The sequence below is a fragment of the Staphylococcus sp. FSL W8-0271 genome, assembly GCF_038006605.1.
Taxonomy (GTDB): domain Bacteria; phylum Bacillota; class Bacilli; order Staphylococcales; family Staphylococcaceae; genus Staphylococcus; species Staphylococcus cohnii.
In genome coordinates this window covers 453,566-474,831 of record NZ_JBBOVM010000001.1, presented here as the reverse complement: position 1 = coordinate 474,831, position 21,266 = coordinate 453,566, and the positions used below count along the sequence as shown (strand labels likewise).

The following is a 21,266-nucleotide window of genomic DNA, read 5'->3' as shown; positions in this document are numbered from 1 at the left end:
TATACTAACATCCGATTACTTAACAAAACCAAAGTTTTATGATTATTTCTCAAACCGTTTCTTCTGCTCAAATAAGTGGTATATATAATAGTGTGGAGGTGTCGTAATGAATAAATTATTTATAAACAACCAATTTGTAGAAAGTGAGTCTAATGACACAATGAATGTCATTAATCCTGCGACAGAAGAAATCATAGACACAATTACATTTGCGACTAAAGACGAAGTAAATTCAGCTGTGGAAAATCTAAACATGCACAATTAGAATGGGAAAAGGTCCCTCAACCAACACGTGCTGACCATGTAAAAATGCTAATTCCGTTATTAGAAGAACATAAAGAAAAAATTGCAAAATTATATGTTCAAGAACAAGGTAAAACACTCAATTCAGCAATCGGTGAAATAAACAAGGCAATACACTTTATAGATTATATGACAAGTCAAAGTATGAATAGCAAAGGTGAAGTGATTCAAAATAGTCGTGAAAATGAGACGATACAATTAACTAAAAAACCTATTGGTGTGACAGCAGGTATCGTACCATGGAATGCACCCATCATGGTATTAATGAGAAAGGTCATTCCTGCTATAATCTCAGGTTGTTCTGTAACAATAAAACCTAGTGAAGAAACATCATTAGTAACTTTAAAAATTGCAGAATTGTTCCGACAATCAACGATTCCTGCGGGTCTTATTCAAATTGTTCCTGGTAAAGGAGAAACGGTAGGTACACAATTAGCAGAACATCCAGATATACAATTAATATCAATCACAGGTAGTATGCGCGCGGGTAAGTCCGTTTATGCCAAAAGTGCCCAAACGGTTAAAAAAGTTAATCTTGAACTTGGCGGTAATGCGCCTGTAATAGTGACACCAAATGCCAATTTAAATAAGGCAGTTGATTACATTGTGGCTGCTAGAATTAATAACGCAGGACAAGTATGTACTTGTCCTGAACGCATCTTTGTTCATCATGATATTCACGAAACTTTCATTAACAAACTAAAAGATAAAATGGAGACTTTAAATGTAGGCGATCCATTCGATGATCAAACTGATTTCGGTGCAATTATCAATCAAAAACAATTAGCAAGCATAGATGAAAAAGTTCAAAAGGCAATTCAAAATGGGGCTCAATTAATTACAGGTGGCAGCATCATAAATCGTTCTGGTTATTTTTATGAACCAACGATTTTAGACCAAGTTAATCCAGACGACGAAGCTTTTAAAGAAGAAATTTTCGGCCCTGTACTACCTATAATTAAATATTCTGATTTTGAAGCAGCTATTGAACACGCCAATCACACAAATGCCGGTTTATCATCTTATATATTTTCAGAAGATTTAAAAGAAGTAATGACAGCAACTGAACGTCTTAAATTTGGTGAGGTTTATGCAAATTGTGAAGCAGAAGAAGTTGTGAATGGATATCATGCTGGTTGGAGAGAGTCAGGTATTGGAGGCGCTGATGGTATTCGTGGGCTTGAAGAATATTATAATACAACAGTGTCTTACATCAGATATGATTAATAATGTTAATTATTGAAAAATACAAAACATGTTGAAATGACTAAATGTATATTAAAAAACGATGATGGTACTTTCTATCACAAAATCAAAAGAGGTTGGGACAAATTTTTTGTCTCAACCTCTTATCTTTATATTAAAATTACTCATTAAGTGCTTTATTTAATGACTTCATATTTTCTTTCATTAAAGATTGATAAGATATTTGCTTATCCTCTATATCTTCTTTTGATAAGGTTGCCATATTATGAAATTTTAGCGGGGTTGTATTAGATTCTTTTTGAATAACATTTGTAACTTTAGATGTTATATTTTGTTCATATAATACATAAGGTTGTTTAGTTTTATTTATATTTTGAACGATATTCATGAGTTCACGTTGACTAGGTTCTTCATTATTCATGCCACTAACACCTTGCTGTTTAAAATGATAGCGATTTGCAAGATAACCTATAGAGTCATGAGAAATTATGGCTGTATCACGTTTAGGATGTTGTGTGATTCGCTTCATCTCATGATCAATTTCATTCATATCCTTTATCAAATGATTATAATTACGCGTGTAATACGTTTTGTGCTTAGGATCCTTCTCGATCAAATCATTTTTAATCACCTTAGCAAATTTTTTATTTAACACCGGATCTAGCCATACATGTGGATCTTCCCCCCCATGATTATGGCTTTCATGTGTTTCATGATGTTCATGTTCGTCATGATCGTCATGTGCTTCATGATTTGAAATTAAATCATGGTGATCAAGGTGTGCAGCAACAGGTAACTTCAAATTATTATTTTTAATTGAACTTGCAACTTTCTTGGCAACGGGATCCATTTCTTCATTCGAATAGATAAACAAGTCACTTTTAGCGATATTAATCATTTCTTTTTGTGTCGGTTCAAAAGAGTGCATATCTGCACCAGGTGGATAAATCGAATCAACTTCTACATATTTGCCTCCAATCTGATTAGTGAAACTTTGGAATGCAAAGGCTGTCGTATATATTTTTAATCTATTGTTCGAACTGACGTCTTTTTTCTCAGAATTTATATTTCCGCATGCACTTAACAATACGATGAATATACAGGTCAGAATAAGTAACATAATTTTTTTCAAAAAACGCCCCTCCAAATCGAAATTATTCCGTTAAAACTATAAACTTATTTTCACATTTTTTCAATGGTTTTTTATTATTCTTCAATTTTTACTAACATCATTTATGTTTGAAATATATGCTTAATTTTAAAATTTGTTTAACTTAAGGCAAAATGTGATATTAAATATATATGATGTTAATAACATGGAGGTGTTAGAATGGCGGAAATCAAACAAGGTACAAATAAATTTTATGTAGGCGATAACGAAGATAATCCACAAGCGGAGATTACATTTCAATCTCAAGGTGACAACCATATAATCATTGACCATACAGGTGTACCAGATGAACTTGGTGGTCAAGGTTTAGGTTCACAACTTGTAAAATCAGTAGTTGACTATGCACGTGATAACAATTTAAAAGTCTCCGCGACATGCCCTTTTGCTAAGTCAGTTATTGAGAAAAAACCAGAATTTCAAGATGTATATGCAGATTAATTAGGTGTCTACAACCTTTTCAAAGTCCAAAATAAATTTGGATATAAAACATCTTAAACTAAATCATCATTTTGAATGAGCCTGGGATGAATCAGTAGTCCCCCAGGCTCATTTGCTTTGTTTATTCTTTAAACCTACATTCGATTCTAATACATAACGAACGCACTTCCATAATTATAAAATATAGAGCTACCTCAATAGTTCTTTGACTGCACCCCTTTTATTTTGGCTTTTGATTGTTTAGTTTCATTTAAATTTTGTAATAACGTTAATTTCCATACTTCATTGATTTTGTTCAAAAATGGGTAATTTAACCATTTTGTAATGCATACATATTATAATAAATACCATTTTTTTTAATCAGCGTTTCATGTGTACCTTGCTCTACAATTTCTCCGTGATTTAATACAAGTATTTTATCTGCATCCTGAATCGTAGAAAGTCTGTGCGCAATGGCTAAAGTGGTTCTTCCCTTTCTCATTGTATTCAAAGATTGTTGTATTTGTTCCTCTGTTTCAGAATCAATGTTTGCTGTCGCTTCATCTAAAATAAGTATTTTAGGATTTGTAGCAATTGTTCTTGCAAATGCTATCAATTGTCGTTCGCCACTTGAAAATGAGCTTCCTTTTTCAATCACTCTATGTTGATACTGACCTGACAATTTTTCAATAAAATGATGCGCATGTACAAATTCTGCTGCAGCTTTTACTTGTTCAAATGTCATCGTTGGATGATACAGTTTAATATTTGATGCAACCGTACCATAAAATATAAATGCGTCTTGAAGCACTAGCCCTATTTTCTGTTTTAATTCTTGTTTAGGGATTGTTTTTATTGAATGTCCATCCACATTAATGCTCCCTCGTTCAAATTCATAAAAACGCATAAACAAATTTATAATTGAACTCTTCCCAGAACCCGTATGACCAACAAGAGCTACCATTTCACCAGGATTAACGGTAAAATTAATATTCTTTAATACATCTGTCTTTCCGTCATAGCTAAAACTGACTTCTCTAAATTCAATCTTTCCTTCTTTAATTGTGTACGATGGTACAGGTTGTTGTTCAGGTTCGTATGTGTCATCATCAATTAAAGTAAATACCCTACTCGCTGAAACTAAAGCTTGTTGCAAAATATTTAATTTTTGACTCACTTGACTAATTGGTTCAAAAAACCGTTCCATATATTGAACAAATGCAAATACAACGCCAGCCGTAATACCTGTCGTAAAGCTAATGATACCAAAATATCCCAAAATCATAACTACCGCAAAAATAGCTAGAGAACTTATTGCAGGTCTCAATAATAAACTATCAAGTTTCACAGTTTTTAACATATATTGATAATGTTCATCATTAATACGATTGAATTCACTGTTTAATCTTTTTTCTTGGTTAAACGCCTGTATTATCTTCATGCCTTCTATAGACTCTGCTAATTTTGTATTTAAATCGGACAATTTTTGTCTAGATTTTGCAAATAAAACAGCTGAGTATTTACGATAACTCGCAAGAATAAATATAATAACTGGTAAAAATATTAAAGATATTAAAGCCAATCTCATCTCTAAAATAAACATCATTATATAACTAGAAATCATCATAAAAAAGGCTATAAGAAATGTTGAAAATACGCCTATAATCATATCAACAATTGTCTCAGTGTCATTCGTTAACCTAGAGACTATACTACCACCTGATACCTTATCAAAATATTTCATTCCCAATTTACCTAATTTATTAAAAGCGTCAATTCTTAATTGTTGGATCACTTTAAAAGCAAGATATTGAAAAAGATATTGGCTTAAATACATTGTTACTGCACCTATTATTTGAATACTAATAAAGATAATCATCAGCCATATCATTGCTTGTTGGGGAAAAACGCGTGGCGTAAGATAATCATCAATAAATACTTTCACTAAGTAAGGCGTCAACATACTTGCAATCGTTGATATTGTTAACGTTAAAAATGCTAAAGCAATAGTTCCTTTATAAGGGGTCGTATACTTAAATAACCTAATCAAAGCCTGAGCTTGATCTTTTGCAGTTAAATTAACTTTCTCAACCATTGGTATCGTCCCCTTTCGTTAAGTCATCTAAATTACGCGTGAGCTTTTGTTGTAAAGCTTGAGCTCGATATGTTTCGTAATACCATCCTTTTTGATTCATCAAAGTAGAATGTGTGCCCTTTTCCACAATCGTTCCTTTATCCATAACAATAATTTCATCCGCTTGTTTCACAGCACTCATCCGATGCGCAGTAATAATATTAGTTTTTCCTTTTCTTATTTTTTTAAATTGCTTAGTATCACTTCTTCGGTTTTGGCATCTACTGCAGAAAGGGAATCATCAAGTATTAATACCTCTGGGTCTATTAATAGCGCTCTCGCAATGGATATTCTTTGTTTTTGTCCTCCTGACAATGATACGCCTCTTTCACCTACCACTGTTTGATATTGATCAGGAAAAGATAATATATCTTCATGAATATCACTTGCTTGACTTGCTGCAAATATTTGATTATCACCTATTTTTTCATTACTAAATGCAATATTATTACGAATTGAAGTTGAAAATAAAAAGTGTTCCTGTGGTACATATCCAAACTGATTTCTCAAAAGCTGTACATTATAATCTCGAATAGGATGCTCACCATATGTGATTTCATGCGTTTCTTTTGTATCATACTCTCTAAGTAGCAATCTAATCAGCGTACTTTTCCCTGAACCAGTTCTTCCAACGATGCCCACAGTAGTACCCTCCCTAACTTCAAAATGTACATTATAGATACCTTCTTTCGAATCACCCGGGAAATTAAATTCCTTAATATTAAAATCAATATTTCCAAAGGGTCTAGTGTTAAGTTTATAATCTGTATCTATATCATTAGGGGTATTTTCTATTTCTTCAATTCGTTCATATGATGCCTTTGCCCTTTGAACGATATTAAAAAATAGTCCTAGTGCTAATAATGGCCAAACGAGCATCCCTAAATATGTCGTGAACGTAATCAGTTGACCAAGTGTGATTGTATTATTAAAAACCAATTTTGCACCAAATACGATTGATAAAAAGTAACTCATTCCTATCACTAATGTGATTGTTGGATCAAATAATGCATCAATTTTCGAAACTTTTAAATTTTTATCAACCACATCATCACTTAAATCTTTAAAATCTTGTTGGTCACTCGCTTCATAACCGAATGTCTTAGTTACTTTGATACCAGCAACACTTTCTTGAGTCTTATCGTTCAATCTACTAAACGCTGCTTGTGCTTTTTTAAATCCTTTACTAAGTAACGATCCATAAAAACTTGTTAACAATACCATAAAAGGTAGTGGTATCATTGCAATCAATGTTAATTTCCAGCTTACTGTTACAGCCATTGTGATCACCACTGTTCCACCAGTTATCAAAGAATCTGCAATCATCAATATTCCAGCACCCGCGGCATTTTGCACTGCTCTTATATCATTAGTTGCATGTGCCATTAAATCACCAGTTCTTCGATTTTGATAAAAGATAGCACTCATAACTGTATACTTTTTATATAAATATGTTCTTAATATTTGCCCCAACTTTTGACTAGTTCCAAATATTGATAATCTCCATATATACCTTAATACATAAGTTAAAATTGCTACCAATACTAATACCAAAAGATAAATCATTAATAGTTTAGGCGTTAATTTGTTTCCCACCATATCGTCAATAGTCTTACCTATAATCTGTGGAGGTAAAATTTCAATTAAAGCAATTAAAAATAATGTACTCAATCCAATAAGATAACTGCCTTTATGTTGTTTGAAAAACCATCCCAATTTCCAAAAAACTTGCATACGCTCACCCCACTCCATCCTCCAAATTGTCCATGTTCACATATTACCATATGTTGTTAAATGTAAATATAGAAGTGATATTAAACTTTATGTAATTCTACGTCATGAGACACTTAAATTGACTTGGTATACTTTTTACATTAATTTGTATCTATAACTCATAACCGAATATAAAGGAGCAAGGCGATGACTTTTCACGATAAATCAGCAATTCAAGTAACAAATATCACCTTAAACATTAAAAATTTACAAACGATGTTGAATTTTTATTCACATATTTTAGGACTTAAAGTGGTATCAACAAATGATACTTCTGCAGTTTTGCAAGTAGGTTTGAGCGGCCATACAATTACGTTATGTGAAATACCAGAGGGACGTCAGCCTACTTTAAGTGAAGCAGGACTATTTCACGTAGCATTTCTACTGCCCGACCGCAAAGACTTAGCTAATTTCTTATTTCATATTTCGCAATCAAACATTCCGGTTGGTGGTGGAGATCATCTAGTAAGTGAAGCTTTATACCTTAATGATCCAGAAGGTAATGGCATTGAAGTTTATTATGACAGACCTAAGTCTGTATGGTTGTGGGAAAATGATAAAGTGAAAATGGATACGTTACAAGTAGATACGAATGATTTACTTAATCAAAGAACAAAGATGGGCTGGGATGAAATGCCAAATAATGCGAAGATTGGACATTTGCATTTGAAAACATCCGACTTAACCATCGCTCAATATTTTTACATTGAGCAACTAGGTCTCCAGCATATTTCTAACTTCCCGCAAGCTCTATTTATGTCATCTAAATATTATCATCACCATATTGCAGTAAATACTTGGCAATCACGCTTACCTAGAGTTGAAAATGATACAAGCTATGGATTAGCCCATATCGATATTTATAAACCAAGTATCGATACTGAAGAAACTTTTTTTATAGATGGTTTAAGTATTAGATTACACAATAATATGTCATTAATTGCTGATAAAACTTAAAAACATTGACATCACACGCCATCAGTATAATAATCCAACTCACTTTTAAAGTTCATAAAACAAAGAAAACGTCAATTTCTGTAATGACAACAGAAATTGACGTTTATAATTCAATACATTGTATGAATGAATTGGCTTTCTTTTTTATGAATTTTAAATATTTGAGTCCTCGTAACGCTTATTATTCAACCCACTCTACTACATGTGATTGAGGTTGACGTACTTTTTCTTTTGCTGCGTTTTCTCTATAACCAAATGCAACCATTACAGATGGTGCAAAATGCGTTTCATCCATCAAACCTTCATCACTTAAAAATTGCGTAACAGCATCTAAATCAAATCCTTCCATAGGGCAAGAATCAATATTTAATAATGCTGCACTCGTCATCATATTACCTAGTGCAATATATGTTTGTTTTTTAGCCCACTCCAACAATGTCTGCGCACTATCATTAATATGGAAAATTGTTTGGAAATTATCAAATTTTTCTTCTGTAGCAGGTATACTGTCTTCGCTATATTGTTTAATGTCTCGAATCATATGTTGTACAAATGGTGATTTAGAAGTTACGTTTTTTCGCGCTAATAAAATTACAAAGTGGCTTGCTGTCTCTAACTGCCCTTTTGCACCCCAACTTATTTCTTTTAACTTATTTCTAATTTCAGAATTTTGTACTACGATAAATTTCCACGGTTCTAATCCTAGAGAACTTGGAGACAATCTACCCGCTTCTAAGATTGTGTTAAATTCACTTTCACTTATCTTTTTATCTGAATCAAACCTTTTTGTTGCATGTCTAAAATTAAACGCATTTATAATTGTCTGTTGCATATCATTCATTTCTTGTTTGCCTTCCTTTCCATTTGTAGCTTATATTTTTTAGTATAAAATAGGTTGTTAGACGGATGAAAGTAATATGTTTAAGCGTAATACTGCCAAAATTTTAAATATTAATTTTTCATTTTAGTACTTTATCTTCAATAATTGATAAAACACCTTGTTTATCATTTGACGGTGCTACATACTTTGCAATTTCGAATAAGGTTTCATCTTCACAATTTTCCATTACATAACTATGTGTTGCTAATTGCAGCATATCTAAATCATTATTTGCATCTCCAAAAGCCATGAGTTCATCTTCCGTTAGTCCCCATTTTTTTAATAATCTTGCTAACGCATTGCCTTTGGTCATACCAGGTAGAATGATATCGATACTATCTCGACCACTCGATACAAGTGATAAATCTTGTGAAAAGCGATTTGACAAATCTTCATCCAGTGTTGGATGTGTTGTTCTATCTATATTTAAGGCTATTTTTACATATGCATCTTCTGGTAAATTTTGCAAAGATGCTATTTCTTTTAATTGTCGATAATAAAAATGTGCATCTTTTTTAAATGATTGTGCATTATTCTTTAATATGTAAGCACTTTTTACGCCACAAACAATTATTTCATTGATACCACGCGTGATGTTTAAGTAATTAACAATATTATGGAAAACATCTTTTTCAAATGCTTGATAATCATACAACGTATTGTCTTCATAAATAACCGCACCGTTTTCCGCAACAAAAAACATAGCTTTATCTCCAAAAATAGATTTTAATTTTGCATATTGATTACCACTTGCTGCTATAAATTTAATATTTTCATTTTTTAATTGTTGAAAGATACGATTAAACCTTTCTTGATCATATTGTTTTTTTGAATTCAAAAATGTACCATCCATATCTACTGCGATTGCTTTTATCATACTTTTCATCCCCTCGAATACTCTGCTTATATCTGTAATTCATTATATCCATAATTTTCGAGGAATTAAAATGAATCACATATTTTATGTTGTAAATAACATGGTTTTCAAGGATTAAAAAAAGAGGCAGAATAGAAAGCATATACACAATATGCTTCATTCTACCTGCCTTTAATAGCTTATTCATTTTCTCAAAAATATTTTGAGATAAACAGAAGTAAATCGTTTTATAACTATTCAACGCATCATTTATTATACCTAACTACATAAAGCTTTAGACTTCTTGATCGTCTTCTTTCATACGGACTATAGAGACATAATTAGATTTTTCTTTAATATCATAGATGGTTAAACCAGTAATGTCTTTTTGTTTGCCTGGCACAATAATACTTATGATATAAGAGAAAACAAAGGCTACTATAAACGAAATAATTGATACATAAAATGGTGAATTGCCGCCACCCATACCATTAAAGATATAAGCAAAAATAATTCCAAAAATTAATCCCATCAGCACACCGAATGTATTCGTACGCCGTGTGAATATACCAACCGCAAACACACCAGCCAATGGCACACTCACTAATCCAGTAATTAACAAGAAAAGATCCCAAAGATCATTAGAATCTGCTGCAATTAGATATATAGACATGCCGAATCCAAATAAACCTGAAAGAATAATCATCCATCTCGCAAATCCTACTTCGCTTTTTTCATTTTTCTTGCCGAAGAATCTGTGGTTAATATCAACAGAAATACAAGCTGAAATTGAATTTAAAATTGAAGAAATGGTTGATTGTGCCGCTGCAAATATGGCCGCTATCAATAATCCAGCAACAAATGGTGGCATTTCAGTAAGTATAAAGTATGGTACTACAGATGAAGTATTAAAATCTTTAGGCAATGCACTTTCATGACTATAAAATGAGTACACCATTGTTCCCATACCATAGAATAAGGGCGCTGATATTAAAGCTAATAACCCATTGGTCCATAAAGACTTTTTAGTTTCTGATATAGAATCTGATGCTTGATAACGTTGTACCACATCTTGACTTGCTGTGTATTGATGCAAGTTATTAAAAATGTTTCCTAAAAATATGATGGGAATTGCTGCTGCGGCAGTATTAAATTTCCAGTTATCAGCACTAATGATTTTATTATGTTCCAGTGCATCACTGACAACGGTGCTCATTCCCCCTTGAATGTGGACGACACCTAAAATAATAATTGCTGCTGCCCCACCTAATAGAATGACACCTTGAATGAAATCACTCCATACTACACCTTCGAAACCTCCAAGAAATGTATAAAGAATACATAATATACCAACCAAACTTGCCACAACATACGGGTTCATATCTGACACAGATGTAATCGCTAACGTAGGTAAATAAATGACAATAGCTACTCTTCCAATATGGAATAATACAAATAGTAATGAACCAATAACACGAATACTAGGTCCAAAACGTGCCTCTAAATATTCATACGCAGACGTCACTTTTAATTTTTTAAAAAATGGTACATAAAAAGTAAATAAGTAAAGGAATAATTGCTACAATCGCAATATTACCTGCAATATATGACCAGTCTGTTAAAAATGCTTTTTCTGGCGTAGACATAAAAGTAATCGCACTCAAAGTTGTTGCATAGATAGAGAAACCTACTGCCCATGAAGGTAAACGACCACTAGCCGTAAAGAAACTATCTGTACTTTGGCTTGCGCGTTTGGTAAAATATGCTCCGACTAAAAGCATAACTAAAAGGTAAATAACTACTGCTACCCAGTTCCATGTACCAAAACCAACTTGTTCCATTTAATTCATCCCCTTATACGGTAACCTACAAATCGTATTTGTTAATTAATGTTTCTAATTTAGCTCTGTTATTTTCATTGAATGGTTTAAATGGGCGTTTCGGTAAACCTCCGTCAATACCACGTGTCGCTAAAATTTCTTTTAATGTAGAATAAATGCCCATAGACAACACATTTTCAATTATGTTGTTAGTATCATGCTGAATTTGATATGCTTCATCAATTTGACCGCTTTTAGCTTTTTCAAAAATTTGTCTTGCGCGTCTACCATTCACGTTATAAGTAGATCCAATTGCACCATCCACACCAGAAATAGCTGCTTGCACTAACATTTCATCAAAACCTGAAAGTATTAATTTATCTGGATACGCTTTTCGAATACGTTCTAATAGGAAAAAGTTAGGAGTTGTATATTTTACGCCAACCACTTTTTTATGGTTAAATAATTCACCAAATTGTTCTATAGAAATGTTAACGCCAGTTAAGTCTGGAATTGCATAAATAATTAAATTATTTTGTGTCGCTTCAATTAATTCAAAATAGTAATCTTTGATTTCTTCAAATGAAAATGGATAATAGAACGGTGTAACTGCTGAAATCGCATCATATCCTAATTCAGTTGCATATTTACCTAACTCTATTGCTTCGTTTAAATCTAACGACCCAACTTGAGCAATCAATTTTACATTTTCATTAACCGCCTCTTTCGCAACTTTAAAAACTTGTTTCTTTTGTTCTTTATTTAATAAGAAGTTTTCACCTGAACTGCCGTTAACATAAAGTCCATCTAAGCCTTCAGTTTCAATGGCATTTTGAGCAATTTGCGCCAATCCTTTCTCTTTAACCTGACCATCTTCATCAAATGGTACTAATAATGCTGCATATAAACCTTTTAAATTCTCTTCCATCGTATAACCCTCCATCTATATATTTAAGTTATTATTCAAAATCATTTATATAACTGTATAATGCTTTAAAAAATATCTTTTATTTATTCTATTTACAGTTCAAATTGTAAACGCTATCATAGAGTGTGGCAATAGAATTTTGAAAAAATACATCATTTTGAAACAATATAAGCGAAAATTTTTTTCAATATCGATTTTCTTTTAAAAATTAAGGAGGATTTGTATATGCATCCATATAAGATTGCTATTGATATTGGAGGTACAGAAATTAAAGCAGCTGTAGTTGATCAATCATTAAATTTTATAGAATATATCAAAACACCTACCCCTAACAACATAGATACATTTATTAAGGATAAAATTTATAACATTGTAATGACGTTTCAAAAATCTTATCAAATATCCCCACTTTATGTCGGCATTTCTAGCGCAGGCGTTATAGACGAACGCCGTGGCATAGTTGAATACGCTGGTCCAACCATACCCAATTACGTAAATACTGACTTCAAGTGTTTGCTTAAACCAATAAATGCTCAGATGAACGTATTTAACGATGTCAATGCAGCTTTGTTAGGGGAATTGGTTTTCCATGATTACAGCGCACAAAATATTTTTTGCTTAACACTAGGTACAGGAATTGGGGGCGCTTTTTATAATAAATATTCCCAACTATACAACGGGGAACGAAATCGTGCTAATGAAATTGGTTATTTACTTTTTGATAGACAAACAAACAAAACATTTGAACAACGTGCCTCAACAACTGCCTTAAAAACACTCATGTTAGAAAAAGGATTTATTTATCAAGACAATGTACCAAAATTATTTGAACTCGCAGATCAACAAGATAATCTTGCATTATCTATACTCAATCAATGGAGTGATTCAATCGCAGAAGGTATCGCTCAAATACAGATTATTTATGATCCCGGTTTAATTCTGATCGGTGGCGGTGTTTCTTCACAAGGACAAAATTTATTAAAATACATCGTACCTAAAGTCGAACATTACTTACCTGAGCAATACGGTCATGCTCATATACAAACATCGCGTACACAGAATCATGCTGCACTTTATGGCGCAGTCTCTAAATTTTAAAACAGCTATTGACGACGTTATGCTGTTATAGCCATGAAAATTACGTCCTTTATGTACCAAAATCATCAAAAATCCTACTATCAAAGAAATATTGATATTAAGCCAATTTTTCGTTTATGCAGGTATTTACTGTTGCACACGAAGAAAGCGGTCATAAATAAACACAATTAAGCGAGCACAGCACTTACTTGTTTCTTCATACTTTGAAATATATCCACCATATTAATGTCCATGGACTACAAAAGCGCCAAATTCTATATAATCTCAATAGAATTTGGCGCTTTTGTTTTAATCAAGGATACTTATATGCCTAACGAACCTCGTAACATTTATTTACGTGTTTACGTTCACAATGACTCTATTCATTTAACACTACTTTTTTCGTATGTTGATATACATTATGCATATATGTATCATCTAATAATAAGTAACTGACAATATCTATTAAAAACAATGTTGCTATTTGAGTATTAATAAATTGTGTGTCTTTATTTCTAGATTGATCAGTTGTTATGAGCACTAAATCTGCACACTCAGTAATTGGACTTCCTTCATAATTCGTTATAACTACGACATAAGCCCCACGTTCATGTGCTACTTTGGCTGCAGCTATAAGCTCTGTAGTTTCACCACTATTTGAAATCGCTACAAATGTATCTGATGCTGATAACAAAGAAGCAAATATTTTCATTTGATGAGCATCTGTAGACACATTCCCTTTCAAACCCATTCTCATCATACGATAGTAAAATTCTGTAGCTGATAATCCAGAACTACCAAGACCTGCATAAATGATTTGTCTACTTCGAATAATTTGGTTAACAAAGCTTTGAATTTTTTCATCAGAAATAAATTCTCCTGTTTGCTGAATAATATTTTGATGATATTTATGAATACGTTGAATTAAAGGACTATTTTCTATTACTCTTTCCGACATTTCTTGCTGTAAATTAAACTTCAAATCCTGAAAGTTCTCATAATCTAATTTATTACTAAATCTTGTAATCGTTGCAGGCGAAGTACCAATCGCATATGCTAATGAATTAATTGTTGAAAATGTGTCGTCAAAGTCATTGTTTTGAATATACGCTACGATTTGTTTATCTGTTTTAGTAAATAAATGATGATAACGTTGCACGCGATTTTCAAATTTCATATTATCTATCCTCCCATCCCAATCATAGCTATAGTATAAATGAAAATGTTTTTCATAACAATGAAATATATTGATTATTATTTTCTTGGTGTTATATTAAAAATATGAATCTATTAGATAGTAAAGTATTTTATTAAATCTACTAAAGTTACGGAGTGTATTATTATGTTACCACAAGGATTAATTGTCTCATGTCAAGCCTTGGAAAATGAGCCGTTACATTCATCTTTTATCATGTCAAAAATGGCTTTAGCTGCATATGAAGGTGGTGCTGTTGGCATTAGAGCAAACTCTAAAGAAGACATTATAGCGATAAAACAAGAGGTGAATTTACCTATCATCGGTATTGTCAAAAGAGACTATGCAAATTCTGATGTTTTTATCACCGCAACACGTAAAGAAGTCGATGAATTACTAGAAAGCAAATGTGAAGTTATTGCCTTGGATGCTACAAAGCAGGAGCGTCCTGAAGAATCATTACAAGAACTTGTTTCTTATATACGTCAGCAAGCACCAAATATAGAAATTATGGCTGATATCTCTACACTTGAAGAAGCACAATATGCTGATAAATTAGGTTTTGATTACATAGGAACGACCCTTCGAGGCTATACTGCTTATACTAAAGGACATATTTTGTATGAAGATAACTTCAAATTTTTAAAAGATGTGATTTCACATGTTCATGCAAAAGTTATAGCTGAAGGAAATGTCATCACACCTGAAATGTTTAAACAAGTTACAGCCTTAAATGTTCATTGTACAGTCGTCGGAGGTGCGATTACACGCCCTAAAGAAATCACCAAAAGATTTATTCAAGCAATTGAAAATTAACATTTAAAAAAGCCCGTATTCAAACCCATGTTTTTACTTGGTAATGAATACGGACTTTTTATATGATTTTTTATTTAACGGTGCATGTTATAGTGCTTCGGCAATAAATATTTTTCTATCTTCCCACTCACCTGTTTGTTCATTGTAATTATCACATGTAATTAATGTTAGTTGCTTCTTATTCGATGCTTGTTCGTCCAACACTTCAACTTCATCTGGTTTCACATCATAAATTTTAGTAATCTGATACGTTCTTCGCTCATCTCCAACTTTAAAATAAACTTTGCTTCCCTTTTTCGTTTCAGGTAACCTAGAAAATTGATAATCCGAATGACCCGTTAATGTATGACCTGCAATTGCGATATTTTGATCCTCTAATGATTCGTTTGATTCCACAAAACTTACGCCTCTATCTAATTGTTTCGGCGTGGCCGGGCCAGGATAAACAGGTGTTTTAATATCTGCATCAGGAATTGATAAATAACCTGCCATCTTTGTCTTATCTTTAGGTATTTCTACTTTCTTTTTTTCAGAAGTTTTAGATTGTTGGTCATAATGTTCTATTTTATTTTCATTGTCTTTTTGAGTAAAATAATTATCAATCTTTGGTTTCATAAATAAATAAATTGCTATTATAATGAGTGCCACACCAATTAATGTGACAAGTCTACTTCCCCATTTTTTCATGTCACGCATGCTCCTTTGTCTAAATCAAACGATTCATTATAAGTATAGCACAACTCATTATCTAACAAAGCATATTTTTTTGCATCAATCCTTTTATAGTTTTAAAAATTAATAATGTGGTAGATACTAAAGTATTCAATATATATAAAGGATGTGTTTGTATGTCAGTATTTTCTAATGATGAGCGTGTAAAGATATTGTCTGACATTGTTGAAATTCAATCTGTGAACGAAAAAGAACTTGATGTCGCACATTATTTACAAGATTTATTTAATAAATACGGAATTCAAACCAAAATCGAAAAACTGGAAGGCGAAAACACAAGAGCTAACTTAGTTGCAGAAATTGGTAACGGAAAACCTGTGGTTGGTATTTCAGGGCATATGGACGTTGTCACTACAGGTGATGAAAATTTATGGAATTATGACCCATTTAAGCTTACAGAGGATAATCAAGGAAGATTACACGGACGTGGCTCTGCAGATATGAAATCAGGACTAGCCGCTTTAGCAATTAGTTTAATAGAAATTAAAGAAGCAGGTACATTAAATCAAGGTACTATCAGATTTATGGCGACTGCAGGAGAAGAAGTAACGAGTGACGGCGCTGCATTATTAGTTGATGAATATGTTTATAAAGATGCTTATCTAACTTTTATAGATTTATATAGCCAGTTATTACCACAATATTTAAATACGGCTAAATAAAATCACTAAGCACGTGATATAACACGCTTACAATCACTAAACAAAGCTTAATACAGAAACTGCGTACTCTATAAATGGCTAATCCATACGAAGTGGATTAGCCATTTTGTATTTAACATTTTCAATTTTACCATCATATATTTGACTAGAGTAAATTGTATAAACATTCAAAACTAACATCCATTTTTTTCATTCAAATTACTATGATGATTTTTCACTTTTAATGACTGTAAATACTCTCTGGACAATCTTAAATGTTTATTTATTCATCTCTAACCAATTAATTAATTCATTTAAATTATTAACTGTTATTGTAGGATTTTGTCCATTATAATCAAAATGTCCATTTTGTCTATTCACCCAAGCTGTATCAAAACCGAAATTGGTTGCTCCTGTTACGTCCCAAGAATTAGAAGAAACAAATAATATCTCTTCTCTTTTCAGATGATGATATTTCAAAATCAATGCATAACTTGCAGGGCTGGGTTTATATTGTTTAATTTCATTAACGCTCATAACTGTATTAATATTTTCCCCTAACTCAGAATTATCAATCAATGGTCTAAGCATGTTATCATTTCCATTAGATAGTATACCAACATCCATATCCATATTATTAAGTTGCGCGAGTATTTTAGGTACTTCGTAAAAATACTCTAAATTTAAAAAAGCATCAAACAACCTGTTTATATCTTCACGATCATATTGTATTTTGTGTTCATCCATTGTATAACGTAAAGCTTCTTTCGTTAACTCATCAAAGGAAATATATCTTTGCATAATTTGTTTTAAAAACATGTGATTTAATTGCGTTTTTCTCCACAGCTTTGAAATTGATGTTGCTTGTTCATCATCAAATTGCGTCATACCTTTTTTTAAAGAGGACATGTCAAAAAGTGTTCCATAAACATCAAAAATAATTGCTTTATACATTTTAAACCTCCTATTCAAAACACGCATTTACTTATTCTTTATCACATTTCAACAAAGTCAAACAGTTTATTATCATTTTTATTTTTATGTAAATTGATAAGGACAATTGAAAAGATATTCACTCTATCGTTTATTAATTTTTTGTAAATTTCTTTAAATATAGCTTTATTATACTACAAATCGGTTATAGAACAGTAAGAAGGGAGCTGGTTGTTATGAGAAGGATGTTTCTATTAGATTTACTAAACCTCTTTTTTATCGCCGTAGGTTACATGTTGATGATTACTTTGATTTTACTTTCTTTTGACTTCTTACAAATAAAAACAACCGGTTCAGTATTTTTAGAATCATTAAGTTCAGTTACTATTTTCCAATTTTTCAGCAATCCTATTTTTAACGGATTATTCACTTTATTTTTAATTGTATCTTCCCTAATATTTCTGTACAAAGCATTTGAACTTTATCAAAAAAATAAGTAATTATCATTGCTCTTCAATTAATTCAAAGCTTAATTTTATATCACTACAAATAAGCACCTATTTTTTATTTATAACGCATATCATTTATTTTAATTTTTTTTAATTTTATATTGTAACAATACATTTTAAGATATATAATATTCTAAGAGAATGTTTCGTGCTATATCTCTAGGCTTTTATTGCCATCTATCATCATAGTTATATTCCATTCCCAGAATTAAACTTTATGCACCCATTAACACTAATGGTATCGCACTGCATTCTCAACAAATGTGCTAAAGTTGCTCATTTGAAAAGAGATCTAAAATCACTTTCAGGCAGTGATTTTAGATCTTCTTATAATACTATTACTTTAATTACCCATTAGGATAAACCATAACTTTTAATGATCCGCTTTTATTGGTTCTTGCTCTTTCCATTGCCTCTTGTGCATCTTCCAAATCATATGAATCGGTAAACATTGTATTTAAATTAGCTGCAGTTGAAGATAACATCTCAAGGCCCATTGGATAAGTATTGGCATATCTAAAGATACCTACAACATTAATTTCATGGTTAGCGATAAAAGGTATATTTAACTCAATATTTTCTTGTTGTGGCAAGCCAACTATTGCTAAAGTTCCGCCATTGTTCAAGACCGCTAGTGCATTTTGTAAGGCTGTTGGATTACCTGCAGTTTCAAAAGCATAATCTACACCGTTATGATTTGTTATTTCATTGATACGGGTAATAACATCTTCTTCTTTAATATTTATAACATGTGTTGCACCAAGTTCTAATGCCTCATCCAATCTTATTTGTTCAAGATCTGACACTATAATTCTTGTAGCACCAAAAGCTTTTGCTGCTACAACAGCCATCAAACCAACTGGGCCCATACCCATTATTACTACTGTGGAACCTGGCTGAACTTTTGCACGTTTACATGCTTGTACGCCAACTGAAAATGGTTCATTTAATGTTGCTTCTTCATATGATAGTGCATCAGGAATATGGAATAAAAATCCCTCAGGATGACTTATATATTGACTAAATGCACCATCAATAGGAGGCGTAGCTAAAAACTTAACATCAGGACATAAGTTATATTTACCAGCCTTACAGTATTCGCACTCTCCACAGGGAACTCCAGGTTCAATGGCAACTCTATCCCCGGGTTTAAAATGTGTTACTTTTGAGCCGATATCAGCAACGATTCCTGAACATTCATGTCCTAAAATCAATGGTTTTTCAACAACAAATTCCCCTACACGACCGTGTTCATAATAATGAACATCCGATCCACAAACACCTACCGCCATCACTTTTACTAAAACATCTGTAGGTCCTAATTTAGGAACGTCTACTTCTTTAAGTTCCATCTCAAATGGTTTATTTAATATTGAAATGTTCATAGTTTCTGGAATATTATTATTCATTTTAATTTCCTCCTAATAGTTAATTAATCTTTAATAATTTTTCTGTTATCGTTTTGGTCTGAGCGTATATATTCTTATAAATTTCAAAATACTGTTTATATTTTTTATGATTTTCTATATTAGGTTTATATGTCTCTCCTAGCGCTATAAATGTTTCAGCACATGCTTGCATTGTATTAAACCAACCTAATCCATATGCAGCTAACATGGCTGCTCCTACACCTGGGCCTTCTTCATATTTCAATGCAGTGACTTGAGTATTGAAAATATCTGCTTGCATTTGTAACCAAAAACTACTTCTAGCGCCACCACCAATCGAAATAATTTCATCAATATGCCTACCGTTTTCTCTCATATATACAATGGATTCATATAGTGAATAAGTAATGCCTTCCACTGTAGCTCGTGCAAAATCCGCTTCTTCTGTATTACTATTTATCCCAATGAAACTTCCTCTAATATATGCATCACCATGTGGTGTTCGCTCACCTTGAATGTATGGTGAAAACAACAAACCATTTGCTCCAATAGTAGATTTCTCAGCAAAATTCAAGATTTCATCAAATGAATATGCTTTAAAAAGCTTTTCTTTGAGCCAATTTAAACTATGACCTGCACTTAATGTGACACCCATTGCATACGACATATTAGGCATGGCATGTTTAAAGAAGTGAATGTTATGTCCATAATCTACTTGATTATTTGTAGTACACGATAAAATCACACCTGAAGTTCCTATACTACATAACGTTTGACCTTCATTAATAACACCTGAACCTAAAGCGCCACATGCATTATCTGCACCACCAGCAAAAACAGCAATATCTTCTTTAATGTTTAGTTCTTTTTTAACTATTTCTGTAACATTACCTACATAACTATGCGACTGTACTAACGGTGGGTATATATCACCAAGTTCCAACTTGTCCCCAATTTCTTTTTCCCAGTCATTTGTTTTTGGATTGAAAAGAAGCGTACCTGCTGCATCACTATATTCCATAGCAATATGACCTGTTAGTCGATAGCGTACATAATCTTTAGGTAACAAAAACACTTCTAATTGTTGCCAATAATTTGGTTCGTTCTGTTTCATCCATAAAAGTTTAGGTAATGTAAAACCTTCAAGTATAGGATTATTTAAAAGTGTCTTCCCAAATTTGTTTTCTAATTCCTCGCATTGTTTAGTAGTTCTAGTGTCATTCCATAGTATTGCATTTCTAATAGGTTGGTATGTTTTATCCAGTGGTACTAAACCATGCATTTGTCCAGAAAACGAAAGGGCACTAATACGTTTATTTGTCATTGTTTCTGTATTTATTAACTTTTTTATACCTTCTTTTACTGCCTCCACCCATGATTCAGGATCTTGTTCACTGTAGCCAATATATGGCTGACTCAATTTCAAAGGAATACTTGATTGTTCAATAACATGACCGCTTTTATTCACAGCAATAATTTTCACTGAACTCGTACCTAGGTCTATACCAAGTACAACCTGTTCCAATTTAC

At 32.2% G+C, this 21,266-nt stretch carries 15 protein-coding genes and 4 pseudogenes; 7 read left to right on the top strand and 12 right to left on the bottom strand.

Annotated elements, in window-relative coordinates; genetic code table 11:
* The first annotated feature begins 106 nt into the window (after positions 1 to 106).
* A pseudogene (gene aldA, locus NST87_RS02205) lies at positions 107 to 1,530 on the top strand (aldehyde dehydrogenase).
* A gap of 139 nt (positions 1,531 to 1,669) precedes the next feature.
* On the opposite strand, the gene NST87_RS02200 reads toward aldA, so the two are convergent.
* Positions 1,670 to 2,641: a metal ABC transporter solute-binding protein, Zn/Mn family gene (locus NST87_RS02200; RefSeq protein WP_019470057.1), complete on the bottom strand. Its 972-nt coding sequence runs from the start codon at positions 2,639 to 2,641 to the stop codon at positions 1,670 to 1,672.
* Between the two features lie 198 nt (positions 2,642 to 2,839).
* Here NST87_RS02200 and NST87_RS02195 point away from each other — a divergent pair, with 198 nt between their 5' ends.
* Positions 2,840 to 3,118 carry a GNAT family N-acetyltransferase gene (locus NST87_RS02195; RefSeq protein WP_019470056.1) on the top strand — a complete coding sequence of 93 codons (279 nt, stop codon included), beginning with the start codon at positions 2,840 to 2,842 and terminating at the stop codon, positions 3,116 to 3,118.
* Positions 3,119 to 3,428: 310 nt separating this feature from the next.
* On the opposite strand, the gene NST87_RS02190 is transcribed toward NST87_RS02195, so the two are convergent.
* Both NST87_RS02190 and NST87_RS02185 read right to left on the bottom strand, forming a co-directional pair.
* Positions 3,429 to 5,192, bottom strand: coding sequence for an ABC transporter ATP-binding protein (locus NST87_RS02190; protein WP_019470055.1), 1,764 nt, complete (start codon positions 5,190 to 5,192; stop codon positions 3,429 to 3,431).
* Positions 5,185 to 6,965, bottom strand: a pseudogene (locus tag NST87_RS02185) (ABC transporter ATP-binding protein). The gene NST87_RS02190 and the pseudogene NST87_RS02185 overlap by 8 nt, the downstream one beginning before the upstream one ends.
* A gap of 186 nt (positions 6,966 to 7,151) precedes the next feature.
* Between NST87_RS02185 and NST87_RS02180 the strand changes: the two are divergent.
* The gene (locus tag NST87_RS02180; protein ID WP_040029772.1) at positions 7,152 to 7,961 is read left to right on the top strand and encodes a VOC family protein; all 810 of its coding nucleotides are present in this window, start codon (positions 7,152 to 7,154) and stop codon (positions 7,959 to 7,961) included.
* A 181-nt stretch (positions 7,962 to 8,142) separates the two neighbouring features.
* Here NST87_RS02180 and NST87_RS02175 read toward each other — a convergent pair whose 3' ends face one another.
* The 4 genes and pseudogenes from NST87_RS02175 to NST87_RS02160 form a co-directional block, all read right to left on the bottom strand.
* The gene (locus NST87_RS02175) at positions 8,143 to 8,802 is read right to left on the bottom strand and encodes an NAD(P)H-dependent oxidoreductase (protein ID WP_019470053.1); all 660 of its coding nucleotides are present in this window, start codon (positions 8,800 to 8,802) and stop codon (positions 8,143 to 8,145) included.
* Positions 8,803 to 8,920: 118 nt separating this feature from the next.
* Positions 8,921 to 9,718, bottom strand: a complete 798-nt coding sequence (locus NST87_RS02170) for a Cof-type HAD-IIB family hydrolase (protein WP_019470052.1) — start codon at positions 9,716 to 9,718, stop codon at positions 8,921 to 8,923.
* Between the two features lie 274 nt (positions 9,719 to 9,992).
* Positions 9,993 to 11,538 (bottom strand): annotated as a pseudogene (locus tag NST87_RS02165) (sodium:solute symporter).
* 25 nt (positions 11,539 to 11,563) lie between these two features.
* A complete protein-coding gene (locus tag NST87_RS02160) occupies positions 11,564 to 12,445 on the bottom strand; it encodes an N-acetylneuraminate lyase (protein ID WP_019470051.1) in 882 nt (293 codons plus the stop codon).
* Between the two features lie 225 nt (positions 12,446 to 12,670).
* Between NST87_RS02160 and NST87_RS02155 the strand changes: the two genes are divergently transcribed.
* On the top strand, positions 12,671 to 13,543 hold the full coding sequence (locus NST87_RS02155) for an ROK family protein (protein WP_019470050.1): 873 nt from the start codon (positions 12,671 to 12,673) through the stop codon (positions 13,541 to 13,543).
* Between the two features lie 358 nt (positions 13,544 to 13,901).
* Here NST87_RS02155 and NST87_RS02150 read toward each other — a convergent pair whose 3' ends face one another.
* On the bottom strand, positions 13,902 to 14,699 hold the full coding sequence (locus NST87_RS02150; protein ID WP_019470049.1) for a MurR/RpiR family transcriptional regulator: 798 nt from the start codon (positions 14,697 to 14,699) through the stop codon (positions 13,902 to 13,904).
* A gap of 165 nt (positions 14,700 to 14,864) precedes the next feature.
* Here NST87_RS02150 and NST87_RS02145 point away from each other — a divergent pair, with 165 nt between their 5' ends.
* Positions 14,865 to 15,533: an N-acetylmannosamine-6-phosphate 2-epimerase gene (locus NST87_RS02145; RefSeq protein ID WP_019470048.1), complete on the top strand. Its 669-nt coding sequence runs from the start codon at positions 14,865 to 14,867 to the stop codon at positions 15,531 to 15,533.
* Between the two features lie 87 nt (positions 15,534 to 15,620).
* On the opposite strand, the gene srtA is transcribed toward NST87_RS02145, so the two are convergent.
* Positions 15,621 to 16,220, bottom strand: coding sequence for a class A sortase SrtA (gene srtA, locus NST87_RS02140; RefSeq protein WP_019470047.1), 600 nt, complete (start codon positions 16,218 to 16,220; stop codon positions 15,621 to 15,623).
* A gap of 161 nt (positions 16,221 to 16,381) precedes the next feature.
* Here srtA and NST87_RS02135 point away from each other — a divergent pair.
* A pseudogene (locus NST87_RS02135) lies at positions 16,382 to 16,882 on the top strand (M20/M25/M40 family metallo-hydrolase); the annotation flags it as partial.
* Positions 16,883 to 17,185: 303 nt separating this feature from the next.
* On the opposite strand, the gene NST87_RS02130 reads toward NST87_RS02135, so the two are convergent.
* Complete coding sequence (locus NST87_RS02130; RefSeq protein WP_019470045.1) at positions 17,186 to 17,860, bottom strand: haloacid dehalogenase type II; 675 nt, start codon at positions 17,858 to 17,860, stop codon at positions 17,186 to 17,188.
* Between the two features lie 215 nt (positions 17,861 to 18,075).
* Between NST87_RS02130 and NST87_RS02125 the strand changes: the two genes are divergently transcribed.
* Positions 18,076 to 18,339, top strand: coding sequence for a hypothetical protein (locus NST87_RS02125; protein WP_019470044.1), 264 nt, complete (start codon positions 18,076 to 18,078; stop codon positions 18,337 to 18,339).
* 356 nt (positions 18,340 to 18,695) lie between these two features.
* Here NST87_RS02125 and NST87_RS02120 read toward each other — a convergent pair whose 3' ends face one another.
* Together NST87_RS02120 and xylB are read right to left on the bottom strand one after the other, a co-directional pair.
* A complete protein-coding gene (locus NST87_RS02120; RefSeq protein ID WP_019470043.1) occupies positions 18,696 to 19,757 on the bottom strand; it encodes an NAD(P)-dependent alcohol dehydrogenase in 1,062 nt (353 codons plus the stop codon).
* A gap of 19 nt (positions 19,758 to 19,776) precedes the next feature.
* Positions 19,777 to 21,261: a xylulokinase gene (gene xylB, locus NST87_RS02115; protein ID WP_019470042.1), complete on the bottom strand. Its 1,485-nt coding sequence runs from the start codon at positions 21,259 to 21,261 to the stop codon at positions 19,777 to 19,779.
* Positions 21,262 to 21,266 lie beyond the last annotated feature (5 nt).

Bases quoted from the DNA above. Each gene is read 5' to 3' on its own strand.
- NST87_RS02160 (WP_019470051.1), bottom strand. From the start codon at position 12,445: ATGGAAGAGAATTTAAAAGGTTTATATGCAGCATTATTAGTACCATTT.
- NST87_RS02145 (WP_019470048.1), top strand. From the start codon at position 14,865: ATGTTACCACAAGGATTAATTGTCTCATGTCAAGCCTTGGAAAATGAG.
- srtA (WP_019470047.1), bottom strand. From the start codon at position 16,220: ATGAAAAAATGGGGAAGTAGACTTGTCACATTAATTGGTGTGGCACTC.
- NST87_RS02130 (WP_019470045.1), bottom strand. From the start codon at position 17,860: ATGTATAAAGCAATTATTTTTGATGTTTATGGAACACTTTTTGACATG.
- NST87_RS02125 (WP_019470044.1), top strand. From the start codon at position 18,076: ATGAGAAGGATGTTTCTATTAGATTTACTAAACCTCTTTTTTATCGCC.
- NST87_RS02180 (WP_040029772.1), top strand. From the start codon at position 7,152: ATGACTTTTCACGATAAATCAGCAATTCAAGTAACAAATATCACCTTA.
- NST87_RS02190 (WP_019470055.1), bottom strand. From the start codon at position 5,192: ATGGTTGAGAAAGTTAATTTAACTGCAAAAGATCAAGCTCAGGCTTTG.
- NST87_RS02155 (WP_019470050.1), top strand. From the start codon at position 12,671: ATGCATCCATATAAGATTGCTATTGATATTGGAGGTACAGAAATTAAA.
- NST87_RS02120 (WP_019470043.1), bottom strand. From the start codon at position 19,757: ATGAATAATAATATTCCAGAAACTATGAACATTTCAATATTAAATAAA.
- NST87_RS02150 (WP_019470049.1), bottom strand. From the start codon at position 14,699: ATGAAATTTGAAAATCGCGTGCAACGTTATCATCATTTATTTACTAAA.
- NST87_RS02170 (WP_019470052.1), bottom strand. From the start codon at position 9,718: ATGATAAAAGCAATCGCAGTAGATATGGATGGTACATTTTTGAATTCA.
- NST87_RS02195 (WP_019470056.1), top strand. From the start codon at position 2,840: ATGGCGGAAATCAAACAAGGTACAAATAAATTTTATGTAGGCGATAAC.
- NST87_RS02175 (WP_019470053.1), bottom strand. From the start codon at position 8,802: ATGAATGATATGCAACAGACAATTATAAATGCGTTTAATTTTAGACAT.